At 45.7% G+C, this 14,568-nt stretch carries 9 protein-coding genes; 2 read left to right on the top strand and 7 right to left on the bottom strand.

The window, feature by feature from the left end:
- Positions 1-47 precede the first annotated feature (47 nt).
- The 4 genes from IV64_RS10070 to IV64_RS10055 all read right to left on the bottom strand — a co-directional run bounded on the left by IV64_RS10070 (position 48) and on the right by IV64_RS10055 (position 4,183).
- Positions 48-1,004 (bottom strand): RluA family pseudouridine synthase, encoded by a 957-nt coding sequence (locus IV64_RS10070; RefSeq protein WP_083491638.1) that lies wholly within the window; start codon positions 1,002-1,004, stop codon positions 48-50.
- A complete protein-coding gene (lspA, locus tag IV64_RS10065) occupies positions 985-1,434 on the bottom strand; it encodes a signal peptidase II (RefSeq protein WP_057707115.1) in 450 nt (149 codons plus the stop codon). The genes IV64_RS10070 and lspA overlap by 20 nt, the downstream gene beginning before the upstream one ends.
- A 609-nt stretch (positions 1,435-2,043) precedes the next feature.
- Complete coding sequence (locus IV64_RS10060; RefSeq protein ID WP_057707114.1) at positions 2,044-3,699, bottom strand: formate--tetrahydrofolate ligase; 1,656 nt, start codon at positions 3,697-3,699, stop codon at positions 2,044-2,046.
- Positions 3,700-3,793: 94 nt separating this feature from the next.
- A complete protein-coding gene (locus IV64_RS10055) occupies positions 3,794-4,183 on the bottom strand; it encodes an EbsA family protein (protein WP_057707113.1) in 390 nt (129 codons plus the stop codon).
- Between the two features lie 35 nt (positions 4,184-4,218).
- Between IV64_RS10055 and IV64_RS10050 the strand changes: the two genes are divergently transcribed.
- Positions 4,219-4,605: a ribonuclease HI family protein gene (locus IV64_RS10050; protein WP_057707112.1), complete on the top strand. Its 387-nt coding sequence runs from the start codon at positions 4,219-4,221 to the stop codon at positions 4,603-4,605.
- Here IV64_RS10050 and IV64_RS10045 read toward each other — a convergent pair.
- Together IV64_RS10045 and IV64_RS10040 are read right to left on the bottom strand one after the other, a co-directional pair.
- Positions 4,602-5,708: an NAD(P)/FAD-dependent oxidoreductase gene (locus IV64_RS10045; RefSeq protein WP_057707111.1), complete on the bottom strand. Its 1,107-nt coding sequence runs from the start codon at positions 5,706-5,708 to the stop codon at positions 4,602-4,604. The two genes, IV64_RS10050 and IV64_RS10045, sit on opposite strands and share 4 nt — an antisense overlap.
- A 178-nt stretch (positions 5,709-5,886) precedes the next feature.
- On the bottom strand, positions 5,887-7,527 hold the full coding sequence (locus IV64_RS10040) for a GH25 family lysozyme (RefSeq protein ID WP_057707110.1): 1,641 nt from the start codon (positions 7,525-7,527) through the stop codon (positions 5,887-5,889).
- Positions 7,528-8,017: 490 nt separating this feature from the next.
- On the opposite strand from IV64_RS10040, the gene IV64_RS10035 reads away from it, so the two are divergent.
- The gene (locus IV64_RS10035; RefSeq protein WP_057707109.1) at positions 8,018-9,106 is read left to right on the top strand and encodes a hypothetical protein; all 1,089 of its coding nucleotides are present in this window, start codon (positions 8,018-8,020) and stop codon (positions 9,104-9,106) included.
- Positions 9,107-9,337: 231 nt separating this feature from the next.
- Here IV64_RS10035 and IV64_RS10030 read toward each other — a convergent pair whose 3' ends face one another.
- A complete protein-coding gene (locus IV64_RS10030) occupies positions 9,338-14,314 on the bottom strand; it encodes a bacterial Ig-like domain-containing protein (RefSeq protein WP_057707108.1) in 4,977 nt (1,658 codons plus the stop codon).
- Positions 14,315-14,568: the final 254 nt, after the last annotated feature.

Here is a 14,568-nt window from a genome sequence, read left to right as displayed (position 1 = left end):
CTTTCAGTCTCGCAGGGCCGGATTAAAGGACTCTCATTACTGTTAGATTAATGATTCAAGTCGGTTTTGTCAAGCCGGTCAAGCGTTGCTTTAAAAATCGGTGGCAACGGTGCTTCAAAGGTAAGCTGCTCCCCGGTGACCGGATGCTTGAACCCTAACAAGCGGGCGTGTAAAAACTGCCCCTTACCCTTGATCGTCTTTTTAGGCCCGTACAGCGGATCGCCCACTAACGGGTGCCCAATTGACTGCAAATGTACCCGAATTTGGTGGGTACGGCCCGTTTCCAAGCGACAACTGATCAACGTGTAGTGCTGATACCGCTTTAAGACCTTGAAATGTGTTACCGCCGGACGACCGGTAGCGACAATGGCCTGCTTCTTGCGATCCTTTGGTGAGCGACCTAGTGGTGCGTTGACCGTTCCCGTATCTTCCTTGATCACACCGTGGACGAGGGCAACGTACTCCCGGAGATTCGTCTTGGCCTTTAATTGTGCCGCTAGTGAGCGGTGCGCGTGATCATTTTTTGCGACCATCAGTAACCCAGATGTATCCTTATCGATCCGGTGAACGATTCCCGGCCGAAACTCGCCGTTGATGGTCGATAACGGACTATGGAAAAGTAACGCGTTGACTAGCGTGTGGTCCGGATGCCCGGGTGCGGGATGGACAACCATTCCCTGAGGCTTATTGACGACGAGCACGTCATCGTCCTCGTACACCACGTCAAGTGGAATATCTTCGGGTTCAATTTCCGTTGACTGAACCACTTGTTCGGCCACCGTAATCTGATCACCCGCTTTGACCTTATACTTACTAGCCTGCAGCTGACCATTAACCGTCACTTGGTCCGTCTTAATTAATTTATCCACTTGCGACCGCGTCCAAATCGTCTGTAGTCCCGCTAAAACTTTATCCAGGCGCCCGCTCTGATCTGTAATCGTAAACTGTTGTTGTGCGGTCGTTAAATCAGCCGCATCCCGTACCTTATTTGTCAAAACTATCATCCCGCAAAACACCAATCAAAATCAAAACAACGCCTACCGTTAAGCATAGGTCCGCAAAGTTAAAGATTGGAAAATTGATAAAGTCTAATTGGAACATGTCCACCACGTAACCGATACGAATCCGGTCAATGAAGTTGCCTAAAGTCCCGGCAATCATGAGGACAATCCCGAATTCATACAAACGACGCTGCCGAAGCCGCCATAGCAAATACACCATCACACCTAGTGCGACGACTGAAATCAGGTAAAAGAAACTCATCTTTCCCTGTAAGATACTCCAAGCGGCACCGCTATTATGTAAGTTCGTCAAAGACAGTAAGCCCGGCACAATACTAATACTTGCGCCTAGTGCAATATGGCCCACGATGGCTGACTTAATTACCTGGTCAACGATGACCAGTACAAACATTAATACCCAATAAATCCACATACGCTGATCCTCACATTCCGCTAAACTTTGTTCAATTATACCAAAAGAAAGTACCCATGCGTGGCAGAACTCCTACGAAACGCTATCTTTCTTTTAAAAGTAAGTGTCGATTGAAAAGCAAAATCAAATCGATTGGCTTATGATTAAATCCGGTCGTCACTGATAACATGCGGTCGTGGGACCGGGTCAAGCCTGATAAACGGTCTTGCCCCTCGCCCGGAACCCTTGCAAAGCCCGCAAGTGTCCCGGACCGTCCGTGGTGTAAAGGTGGAAAACCACCACCTCAACGCCACCATCACGATCGATGCTATCAGTGACGGCCTCCGATGATCCAATAAAATTAGACTTATCACAATAAAAAGCACTATTTAGCGAAGGTGGGTAGAATTGGTGTGCTGTGTCGGCAATATTAGCCGGCGTTTCTCGGTCGGTTAATATTGCGGGGCAATTTAAAGACGTGAGCTATCGGCTTTGAATTGAGGTCACAGACAGTACTTTGGCTGGGACCATCCCCATAGCACACCGGTTCTACCCACCGAAGCGGCTAATTTATAAGCAACCAAAAAAGCCGGTACGCAGACCGACCTTTTTTGATAGACTTCATTAGTTTTAGAATAAGCCAGAAATTTTACCGTCGTCTGAAATATCCATGTCTAAGGCAGCTGGATGTTTAGGTAGACCTGGCATCGTCAAGACATTTCCTGTCAAAGCAACAACGAATCCAGCACCTAACTTCGGCACGAATTCACGCACATTAATCGTAAAGTCCTTAGGGGCGCCCAATAACTTTGGATTGTCACTCAGCGAATATTGGGTCTTTGCCATGCAGACTGGTAACTTGTCCCAGCCCCGTTGCGCAAACGCCTTTAACTGACGCTTAGCCTTGCCTGAGTATTCAACCTTGGCGCCACCATAAGTCTTCGTTACAATGGCTTGGATCTTCGTTTCCAAATCATCGTCAGCGTTGTAAATTGACTTGAATTCACTCGGCTGATCACAAAGCTTAACAACAGTTTGTGCAAGGTCAGTTGCACCGGCACCACCTTGACCCCAGACATCGGCTAAGACGGCTTCAACACCGAGGTTAGCGCAGTAATCCTTGACCGTTTGAATTTCATTTTCGGTATCGGCCGTAAATTGGTTGATGGCAACCACGACGGGCACGCCATACCGTTGCATAGCTGCGACGTGGTGACCTAAGTTAGCCAAACCATTCTTTAGTGCTGGCACGTTTTCAGTACCTAATTCCTTTAAGGCAACGCCACCGTGCATCTTCAAAGCCCGAATCGTTGCGACGATCACAACGGCGTTCGGTGCCTGACCCACAGCTGGAACGTTAATATCCATGAACTTTTGTCCGCCTAAATCGGCACCGAAACCAGCTTCAGTCACCGTGTAGTCGGCTAAGTTTAGCCCAGCTTGGGTTGCTAAAACACTGTTACACCCGTGAGCAATGTTGGCAAACGGGCCACCGTGAACGAACGCCGGCGTGTGGGCCAACGTTTGAACTAAGTTTGGCCGTAACGCATCTTTTAATAGTAACGCAATGGCGCCACCAACTTTTAAGTCTGCTACGGTGACCGGTTTGCGATCACGCGTATAACCAATCACGATGCGATTAATCCGGCGCTTTAAATCGGCAATATTTTCGGATAAGCACAAAATGGCCATCAGTTCACTGGCCACCGTGATATCAAAACCATCTTCACGCGGCACCCCTGACGTAGGGCCGCCTAACCCGATGATGGTGTGCCGTAATGCACGGTCATTAATATCAAGCGCACGTTTCCATTGAATACGCCGTTCATCAATATTCAGTTCGTTGCCTTGCTGGATGTGGTTATCAATCAACGCCGCCAACGTATTATTAGCTGCGGTTAAGGCGTGCATGTCACCCGTAAAGTGCAAGTTAATATCTTCCATTGGAATCACTTGCGAGTAGCCACCACCAGTGGCGCCACCCTTCATCCCCATGACAGGGCCTAAGGATGGTTCTCGTAAGGCAATAATAGTTGACTTGCCAATCTTAGTCAGCGCGTCCCCTAAGCCAATCGTGACGGTCGACTTACCCTCACCAGCGGGCGTTGGGTTGATTGACGTAACCAAGATCAACTTACGTTTCGTATCCTTCACTGGTAACGGTAGTTTTAATTTAGCTTTGGCACTCCCGTACTGGTCAATTTGGTCAGCCGTTAAACCGGCCTTCGCTGCAATCTCAGTAATTGGTTCGGGTGTCACTTGTTGTGCGATTTCAATGTCTTTCATCAATTCCGCCCCTTTTAATCATAATCTGACTCTCATTATACCGAATAATCTAAAAATAGGAACAATTAATAAATATTAGCCTTAGTTAGTTCGGCTATTTAGCTTCTTGGGCGAGTTCAATCAACGCCGTCCGGGCCTTTTTCCGCATTAAAAATTGATACGCGTTGCCATCGATCTGAACCTTGATGCCCCCACGAACTGGCGCAATTAATTCCAGCTGATCACGGGGAATCACTAGCCAGGAGCGATTAAAAACGGTACTAAAAATCAATAAATTACGGTCAATGGAGACCCGGCGTAAGCTCAACTGAACAGCCACCACCGCAATAAAGATGAGCCCAATCACAACAAAGGACCATTTAAACTTCATGACTTCGAGCCAATAAATTAGGCCGGCCATGCCAATTAGTAATGTCCAAGACCAAACAATTAGACTTGACGCCCAATTTGGTTGATACTTAAAAGTATGTTTCGCATTATTCACGTTAATAAATTCCTTTCAAGATGGAGCGATAATCATTGCAATTATATACAGATGCAGCCACGACGCCGCAAACTAACCAGAGTGCCGCGGGCATTCTATTAATTGATCAAGGTCAGCAACACCAGTACAAGCAGGTTTTGCCAGACAGTGATAATCATACCGCGGAATTTTTAGCCGCGATTGCTGGCTTTAAAATATTATTAGATTCTTATGGTCCTGACCAAGTCGTCTTCTTTTACACCGACAGCCAAGTGGTTGCCGAAAGTGTTGATAAAGCCTATAGCAAACACTTTGCAGTCGAACTAGCTACCTTACTACACCTACAGGACCAGTGCCAAGTGGTCGTCACTCAGTGGATCGCTGAAAGTGAGAACCACGGTGCCCACCAGTTAGCCCAGCAAGGGTTACACCTCAAAAACTAATCTGCGGGTGTGAGGTAGTTTTCAACTGGTAGCTGGTAGTTATCCCAATCATGCTTGCCTGTGCGAACGTAATCAGCCAACAATTTACCAATCATCGGACCGGTCGTCAGTCCAGAAGACCCCAGTCCACTAGCAACTAAAATGTGGGGATTATCTGGCAACGGGCCAAAGAACGGTGCGAAGTCCCTCGTATACGCACGGGTCCCCACTTTGACCTGCGTGATCTGGTCCTTACGTAACCGACTGTCAAGTTTATAGCCGCTTGCAAATAAGTCATTTTCTACGAGGTCGGAAGCTTGTAAGTCGTAACCCTGATCATTTTCATGGGTCGCCCCTACCACGAGCTTATTGCGCGTGAACGGAATAAAGTCACGTTCACCTTCAGGCATGAGGACCGGCACGTCATCCCCCCACGTTTCAGGCAGCTGCATTTCAATCAGCTGTCCTTTTTGAGGTCGAACGTCCGCGACAATTTTCATTGGTAGTAATAGCGGCTTTAACCACGCACCAACGGCCAAAATCAAAGTATCGTAAGCTTGCTGACCATTGACCGTCAATAACTGGCCCTGATCGCCTAACCGAACCTTGCCCTTGTGCCGCACCAAGTTGCGTTTTTCAGCGTATTTGAGCAGGTTATGGGCAAACTTATCACCGTCGACCCGCGCACCACCGCTGACGAACACACCGGGTTGTGGCGCCGTCAGTAACGGAATCTTATCCTGCACTTCCGCGGCACTCAGCTTTTCAACGTTGCCCATCTGTGGCGCAGTCTTACGGCGTTCAAGTGCGAGGTCGTACAAGGCCTGCAAATCATCCGGATTTTCCCGTGTGACAACCGTACCAGCTTGCTGGTAAACGGAATAGCCCATTTGGGTATCCGCAACAATTTCTGGATATAGCGCGGCACCCGCTTTAGCAAGCTGGTACCAACGTTTGTTACGACGCTTTGACAGCCACGGGAAAATAATCCCCGCGGCGTTTTTCGTTGCCTGGCCAATTCCTTCATCATAAAGGGTGACACTTAACGTCGGGTCCGCACTCAAGTAGTAAGCAGTGACGGCTCCCACAATCCCACTTCCAATAATCGTTACTTGTTTTTGCATAATCGTGACCTCCACAACCATTCTGCCTCTATTTTAGCATATCCGGCCAACCGTTTCGTCACATAACCGATGCGTCCCTTGAAAAACTAACGATCGGTTGAGACCAAACTAAAGCATCCCACTTAAAAATCCAAAGATTTCTAAGCGGGATGCTTTAGTTATAACGATTAAACAGCGTTTATTTTACTTTACTAATGACACTAACTTTAGCGGTCACGTAACCACCACTGCTGAGTTTAACCCGGTATAAATGGCCCTTCTTGATGACCTTACCACTGATTCGGCTATTCTTAGTCAGGTGACGCACTTTATGCTTCAAAGTCGACTTCTTGTAAACGTTAGCCTTGCTTCGAACCTTAAACGTGCCTTTGGAACCCTTCTTCCAATAACCAATCATGTCCTGTGTCCGGACCCAGTGTTTCAAATGACGAACGTAGACAATTTTACGTGAACGACTCGTCACCTTAGTCTTGGTCTTGGTAATCTTATAAGGTTTCAGCTTGGCTGACGCCGGAATCACAGCCCCACCGTAATAAGTCTTGGCTTTCGATGCAATGTAAGCATTTTGTCCGGCCTTGTAACTGCTGAAAGCGTACTTCACCTTTTTGAAACTCGTGTTCCGCGCTTTGGCTGAAATGTAACCGCCCTTATCCATCTTGATCCGATAATAATTACCAGCGCGGACAACGTGACCCGTGACTTTCTTACCTTTAAGCACTTTGGCACCGGTCTTTTGGGTCATCTTCGCATCACGATAGACGTTCATAGTGACCTTGACTCTAAACTTACCGGTACTCTTACTCCGCCAAAAGCCAGTGACGTCTTGGGCTAAGACCCATTTGTTCAATCCAGCCACGTAAACGATTTGTTTTGAACGGGACGTCGTAACGGCCTTCACCGCTTTGATCGTATACGGTTGCTTTCGCTTGTCAGCAGGAATGGCTTCGCCACCGTAGTAGTGGGTCGCGGCCGGACGAAGGTAAGCCCGTTGACCAACTTTATACTTGCTATAAGAATACTTGACCTTGGCTGGCGCTGGCTTAGCTTGAACTGCTGGTTTAACTACTGGCTTAGCCGCTGCCTTGGCAGGTGTTGCTGCCTTAACCGCTGTCGTCTTAGTAGTCGTCTTCTTCTTTTTCTTGTTTAACCACCAATTTAATGAATGGTACTGGCTAACGGTCGCCTTATCATACAAGCTGTTATCGACCCGTTGATTCAAGGACGACAAGTAATAAGTACTCGTGTATTGCCACAATGAAAATGGCACCGTTGGCCGTTGAGAATAGTTGGCGATCCACTGCGCATCGAACGCCTGCCGTGACGAGTTAGCATAGGTAGTTGCAAACGACTGATAAGAATAGAAAATCAAGTGTTTCTTCGTCAGTTTCCGCATTTCTTGGTACCAAGCTTTAACCGCCGCGTTCGCCGCTGAACTCCCCATTGAAGTCGTTTCAAAGTCTAAAATGTAGAAACGGGTTTTCTTATTTGAACGTTGATAGAAACGTTGTGCTTCGGCCCTTGCGCCCGCCGCACTCTTAAACGTTGCAAAATCATACGAACCAAATGGCACCCCGTATTTCACGTATAAACTTTCATTATTTCTATGATGATTATCTTCATAGTTGTAGCCGTACTGAACCCGGTTGATAACAAAGTTCACTTGCGATTTCATACTGTGAACCTGTGTCCCTGTCAATCGGCCTTGCCATTCAGAAATATCTGGTATTGGCTTTGCGGCTTGTGCTTGCGTGGTCACACCCATCGTCAAACCAAAGCCCAAAGTTGCTAGCGCTAATCCCCATCCTTTTTTTAATCCCACATTCAATTCACCTTTCAAAATTAAGAATATTATTTAACCTTAAAAAATCCAACGAGCCCAACACCGGTAGCTTCAAAATTTCCCCGTAAAACTAACGGCTGACAGCGTTTTGCTACCACCCGTAATTGTCTTATCTATGTAAACTTTAAAAAAACTAGCAACTGCTGCTAAATTTATGACAACCCTTTGAATATTTCTTACTAATAATTTAACATAAATTAACTAATATTAGCAGTTACAAAAAGATTACAAAAAGTAATTAAGGCCCGTAACTCGTCCGCTTTTTTGCCTTACCACCTAAGTTTACAGTCATAATGACTTGCCATCGAATTAATTAAAATGCTTATTACATCCCAATTCATTAGTTATCTACGCCTTAACAGCAAGCCACCAAAATGATAATATTGCAACTATCGTCACATTTTGCACATAATTTAGTTTTACACTTAAAACTAAGCTCGACTATAATTTTTTAAAGGACTTACTGTTTATGTTAATTACTGTTCTCATTCTCCTAGTCTTATTATTAGCACTTGCACTTTGGCTAGGTTACCGTAACTTGCAGCATCCCTATCTCCAACCCGTTAAATCTCTGGGAATTAAAGATCAGCTACAGTTGCAACACCGTGCGCGTCAGCAGCTGACTCAGCAGTCACCAAAATTACGGGCCCTGTTTGGTTTCACCCAGCTTGCTTGGATCGTTGGGCTTGTCTTGATTTTGATCAGCACTGTTCAATTGGAAACCAAGTTAACATTACTGATTTTTCCAACTGGAACAGCCATTACTAGTACGATTCTGCTAATCAGTGGTGGGTTACTGTTACTCATTCCTGCGTTGATGTGGCCTTCGCAAAGTTATCATTATTGGGCCCGGCACACCGACAGTCATCCCGAGTTCCAGCTGAGCACTGCCAAAGAATTTAAACGTTACCGGCGCCAAAGTATCGGGAGTATTATCTTCTTAGATTTATTCATTCTCATTGCGTGGGTCAGTCGCGCAATCAGTACCAGTACCGCGCCAATTCTGGTAATTGAATACCTTGTTATTATAGCGATTGCGGCGATTCCAATTACGGCATTGATAACTTTCTTAATTCAATTCCCGTACCTTTACCAAACCCGTTATGTGACCGCTAAGCCCGGACAATCGGCTAAATTTTGGACGTTAAATTACCGTGCCAACCGGGAATTGCTGAAACAACAGCCCAAATTAAAAAAATCACTTTTGTCGGTTACAATTGCCCGGTCGGTCGCCTACATTTTTACTCTGATGGCCATCTGGACACTGTACACAAATATCATTGCACCAAGCTTTGCGACCGATTCATCCGCCGTTTTTCCGGCAGCTGTCTTTGCTTTAATCACGTTAATTATTCTCGAAACAATCGGCGCACTTTGGCCAACTAAACGTTACCACTACTTACAACAGTTAAAAACTGACGCATTACCATTCACGGTACATGACAACGAGCGGTTCAAGCAGTTTCATTATCACTTGTATTATCTCAACCTTTGCGCCGGTATTGCCTGGGTGACGCTCTGGATTGCCATCGTCGGGTCTTACTATTATTTCGGCTAAGTAAGCTTTCAACCATAACGACGGTATTAAAACACTGGGTAAGAGTCCGGAACAAAATTCCCGGATCGCATCAAAAAAGGTAGTTCTGAGCAATCACATGATTGCTCAGAACTACCTTTTTAAGCTTATGCATAACGAGCCCTGCTACTCTTACGGCGCTGAGCCAGAAAGAAAAGAAACTGCTAACTCCATGCATCAGAGCTAATTTTTTATCATTCAGTTAACTGCCAACTAATGTTTCCGGCGATAACCAACCGTAGCAAGCATCGCCATTAACCCAACACCCGCCAAAGCTACCCACGATGCGGTCTGCTTTTCATTGGCTTGTGGCAATGATCTGGTTGACTTACGCGTTGTCGTTGGCTGCTTCAAACTCGGTTGACTGCTGACAATCCGGTCACCAGCCACACTAGTTTGACGACCACTATTGCTCAAGTTAAGCGGGTATCCGCCATCAATCTGATGACCATTACCATTGCCTTCGTTGATCAAATCACCGTCACCATTATTATTTCCGTTATTTTCATTGATTAAACCACTGTCACCATTATTATTCCCGTTGTTTTCGTCGCCAGCGTTAACTTGATCACCACTGCCTGGCTGCTCAGCATCTGCCGTGACCGTGATCATAGCCGTCGCGGTCGCCACATTGCCAGCAGCATCGGTGTACTGATACGTCACTTTGTAAGCCCCAGCTTGGGCCGTTTCAACCATTCCCGTGACGATCAGATCATCAACAGTCAGTGCTTGTCCCGTGGCATTCGTTGCCAGAACTAAATTATCCGATGCCTGCCACTTGGCACCAACTTTAAGCTGACTGTCCTTAACTTTTAAAGCGACTTGGCTCGTAACGACTTTAACGGTAATTGTTTGTGTAACTTCGTTGCCAAACGCATCCGTATACGTGTATGTGACCTTGTAATCACCGGCTTGGTTGGGATTAACCGTACCCGTTACTGTTACGTCAGCTAAGCTGATAGTCTTACCAGCCGCATCCGTCGCATTCACAAAGTTGTCTTTGGCGTTCCAAGTCGACTCAGGCCCAGCAATAATTGGCGCATTTTTCGCGTCCAAACTAAGTTGGCTCGCAATCACACTGACAGTAATCGTTTTGGCTACTTCATTCCCATAGGCATCCGTGTACGTATACGTCACTTTATAATCACCGGGCTTAGTTGGATCAACACTCCCGGTTACTTTTAAATCGGTGACATTAAGCGGTTTACCGATTGCATCCGTTGCACTTACAAAGTTATCTGCCGGTTGCCAATCTGTTTTGGGGCCAGCGACTAACTGACTATCTTTGACGACCAAACCAGACCGCGTCTTGGCAACGTCAATAGTGACTGTCTGAGTCTGTTGATTGCGCGCACTATCAAGGTAACGATAGGTCACTTGATAAGTTCCTGGTGTTTGTAGATCAACCTGACCGTCAACTTTGATTTGATCAACCGTTAACGATTCTCCGGCAGCATCCGTCGCACTAACAAAGTTGTCAGCTGGTGTCCACGTCCCTTTGCCCGCAATCACCGCAGTATCCTTGACCTTCAACGTCGCTTGAGTAGCGACGACTTTAACCATAATTGGCGCTGTAATCAAATTACCCGCCACATCAGTGTATTGATAAGTGACTGCGTAATGGCCTGGGGTATGCAAATCGACAGCGCCAGCAACTTTGACTTGATCAAACGTTAATTTTTGACCGGTGGCGTCCTGCGCACTGACAAAATTAGTTTCCGGGGTCCACACAGCCCCTGGACCTGCAATCACGGTCGCATCGGTCGCCTTGATCGTAGCTTGGGTTGCCTTAATCGCAATCGTCACGGTTTGACTCACGGTATTACCAGCACTATCTATATAGCTATAAGTGATTGGATAATCGCCGGCCTTACTTGCATCGACTTCACCAGTGACTTTGACGTCATTAAACTCAACTTTTTCACCCTTGGCATCTGTCGCGCTGACAAAATTATCCGTCGCTGTCCATTTCGTGTTTGGTCCCACAATTAAGTCGGTATTTTTTGCCACTACACCGGCTACGCTAGCCTTTACTGTTACTACCGCAGTCGCCTGCTTAACATTACCAGCACTATCCGTATAACTATAAGTGATTGAATAATCGCCGGTCTTACTTGCATCGACTTCACCAGTGACTTTGACGTCATTAAACTCAACTTTTTCACCCCTGGCGTCTGTCGCACTAACAAAATTATCCGTTGCTGCCCATTTTGTATTCGGGCCTGCAATTAAGTCGGTATTTTTTGCCACTACACCGGCTGCGCTAGCCTTTACTGTTACTACCGCGGTCACCTCTTTAACGTTACCAGCACTGTCTGTGTAACTGTAATTAACTGAGTAATCACCAGCCGTCTTGATATCGACGTTTCCATCAACTGTTACCGCATCAATAGCCAAATCATGACCGTCACTATCTTTAGCACTCGTTAAATTCATTGCAGCAGTCCACGCTGGTGTTTTAGGACCAATGAAAATTGTCGAATTTTTACTTGTTAAGGCCGCTTTAGACGGAACAAGCGTAATTTCAATCTCAGCTGTGTGCACATAGCCTGCCTCATCCTGATAGGTGACCATCGCCGTTTGCTTGCCAACTGTATTTAAATCTAATTGATCAGTGTTTGTGGTCAACTTAGCATTTTCGAAGGCAACATCAGTACCATCCACCGCAGTTAATTTTGTAAGCGCCGCTTTCAAATCAACTTGCGCACTTGGACCAGCAATTATTTGGATAGGCTGCGTCTGAATTGTCGCCTTATTTTCAACTACTTTGACTTGTACAATATGTGTCACCACGTTGCCATCACTATCCGTGTAGGTCAAGGTAATCGGATAATCACCAGGCGTTTGCAAATCTGGCTGTTTATCCGCCACAATTGATAATTTAGCTAGCGCATCTGTCGCAACCGGCACACCAGCAAAATCAGTGGCACTGGCAACACTGTCTTGCCATGACCACTTCGCCAGATCACCAGCAACAATTGTGACATCGCGTGATTTAAAATCTGCCTGGCTAGCAACCATCGTCACAGTTACGGTTGTAGAAACGGTATTACCATATTGATCAACGTAAGTTAGCGTCACCTTTTGGGCACCCGCTTTGGTTAAATCAAGCCCGGTAGCCGTCACAGTTGCAACCTCCGCATCGGGCAGCGTGTCACCCACTGCATTTAGTGAGGCCGTCCGATCGACCGCATCACTAACTTGCCAATTTGGTTTCGGCCCCATGTTAACTGAGACGTTTTGACCAACTAATCTCGCTTGCGACTTCACCACAGTGACTGTCGTTGTCTCCTGACGTACCGCACCGTAGCTATCCGTGTAGGCCAAAACCACCGCATTAACAACCTGATCGTTTTGGCCCGTTGTCCTGACATTGACTGTGTCATTGTACTGATTTCCATTAACGCTCACAACTTTAACCAGATTATTGATATTGGCTGATGATAAATCTACTTTTTTACCTTCACCATCTACTAAACTAGTAACATTGTCCTTAGCAGACCAAGTACTTTTCGGTCCGGCAATTACCGTAATTGGACCCACTTCGAAATTGGACTTTGAAGCTGGTTCCCACACATAAGTTATCGTTCCAGTCGGAATATTGCTACTGGTGTTACTGTATAAGGACATCAATTCAGCACTGGTATACTTATCGCCGCCAGTCGTACTTTGCCAAGTTTTCTCAGCAGTTGGCACGCTTGGTAAATCAGAATCCGTTCCGAAACGGGTCTGCTCACTCACCGTTAGTGACGATAGCGCCGTATTATTTGAGAATAGATTTGCAAATTGAGTTGCATTGCTCATATTCCAGCCGGAAATATTCAAAGACTTCAGCTGTGGATCAACTAAAAACATCCCACCAAACGTTATTTTTTGACCATCAGCCCCAACATTCCAATGACTCAAATCTAAAGACTTTATCGGCATATTGCTAAACATACTATTAAATGATTGAACTTTGCCAACGTTCCAATTGCCTACTGGTAACTTGCTACTATCAGTTATTGGATTAGACGAAAACATTGCTGACATTTCAGTGACGTTGCTAGTATCCCAATCCTTAATCCCTGAAAGGTCCGAAACCTGGTCACCTGAAAACACACCATACATTTCCGTTGCGTGCGAAACATCTATATTTTCTAGCCCATCAATTTCGGTTAAGGGAACGTAGCCAGGATCTGTATTCTTCTTAAAGAAAAGATAGCTCAGATAGTGTCCTGCAACGACGTTCTTATCGATGACGACCTTACTAATCACAGCGCGAACTCTTGTCATATCTGGCAAATAATTATTGCCTTCCCACGGTGCCATAGAATCAGTACCAAAAGTGCCGGAACCAATCGTCAACAAACCATCACTGGTCACTTTCCACGGACTCGTCCCCCAGGTACCTGATGCCAATACCGTCACATCCGCTGCCTTCATTAGACTAGCTCGCGATAACTTATTTTCCTGAACAGCAGCCGCTCCGAATACGTTACTCGTCAATAGATTTAGTTTAGTGACGCTCTGATGCTTCGTCAGTTGTGCCTCAATATCAGGATCAGACACTGAATCAACAGTTCCAATTGTATTAACTGAGATAATACTTTCTTTAGAGGCAGCTTCGCTCTCAACTAAAGTTGCTGGACTAGATTTTGGTGTATTTTTTGGTGCTTCATCTGTAATATCAGGCGTAGTGGCTGGTGTTATCGGCGTTTCAGTAACAGATTGCTCGTCACTACTTGCAACAGTTTCTTTGGTCCCGTTAACGATTTCATTAGTCTTTGACTGTTCAGAACTCGCTTGACTATCCGAAGACGATTCAGCTTGCGAATGACGCGATGAACTAACGGTTTGATTTGCGCTGCCGCCACTTTTGACAACGGTTTCATTTTGGTCTTGTTCACCCGTTGCTGTGCTCGACTTAGCTTGAGTGACTGCCGTATCAGTGTTAGTCGCACTAGTACTGGAATCCGAGCCGCTGTTTACGACACTTGAGTCGGGTTGTCTTAGGACGACCTGTGACTGACTAATTTCACTTTCACTGTTAGTACTGGTCGACGACGTTTCTTTAACAGCAGTTACGGCATCTGCCTGACTCGTTAAAGCCCCCATATTAATAGTTGCAACCGCAATTCCTGCAAAAATCCAAAAACGCCCTTTTTTATACATTTTATAATAGTGTTTCTCATTTTGAACTTGTCTCATAAACTTACTCCCCCATTTTCTAAACATAGCCTACCCACTGAATAAACATAAATAATTGCATCTAAATAAATTAATTTCCATGCAATTCATTACTCCGCCGACAGTCAAAAGTGCAGTTAACCCCATATAGCCACATTGTTACTCATCTATTGATAAATTTAATTACGTTTGTCAATAGATGAGCCCCTTTTCTATTTATAACTTACCACAATAAACTAGTCCAATTCAATCCTAATTAGTTATATATCGATAAT

Source organism: Lactiplantibacillus xiangfangensis, from assembly GCF_001438845.1.
Taxonomy (GTDB): domain Bacteria; phylum Bacillota; class Bacilli; order Lactobacillales; family Lactobacillaceae; genus Lactiplantibacillus; species Lactiplantibacillus xiangfangensis.
This window is presented reverse-complemented; position numbering and strand designations above follow the sequence as displayed.

Coding starts and splice junctions, on each gene's coding strand:
- IV64_RS10045 (WP_057707111.1), bottom strand. CDS start 5,708: ATGCAAAAACAAGTAACGATTATTGGAAGTGGGATTGTGGGAGCCGTC.
- lspA (WP_057707115.1), bottom strand. CDS start 1,434: ATGTGGATTTATTGGGTATTAATGTTTGTACTGGTCATCGTTGACCAG.
- IV64_RS10030 (WP_057707108.1), bottom strand. CDS start 14,314: ATGAGACAAGTTCAAAATGAGAAACACTATTATAAAATGTATAAAAAA.
- IV64_RS10035 (WP_057707109.1), top strand. CDS start 8,018: ATGTTAATTACTGTTCTCATTCTCCTAGTCTTATTATTAGCACTTGCA.
- IV64_RS10070 (WP_083491638.1), bottom strand. CDS start 1,004: ATGATAGTTTTGACAAATAAGGTACGGGATGCGGCTGATTTAACGACC.
- IV64_RS10060 (WP_057707114.1), bottom strand. CDS start 3,699: ATGAAAGACATTGAAATCGCACAACAAGTGACACCCGAACCAATTACT.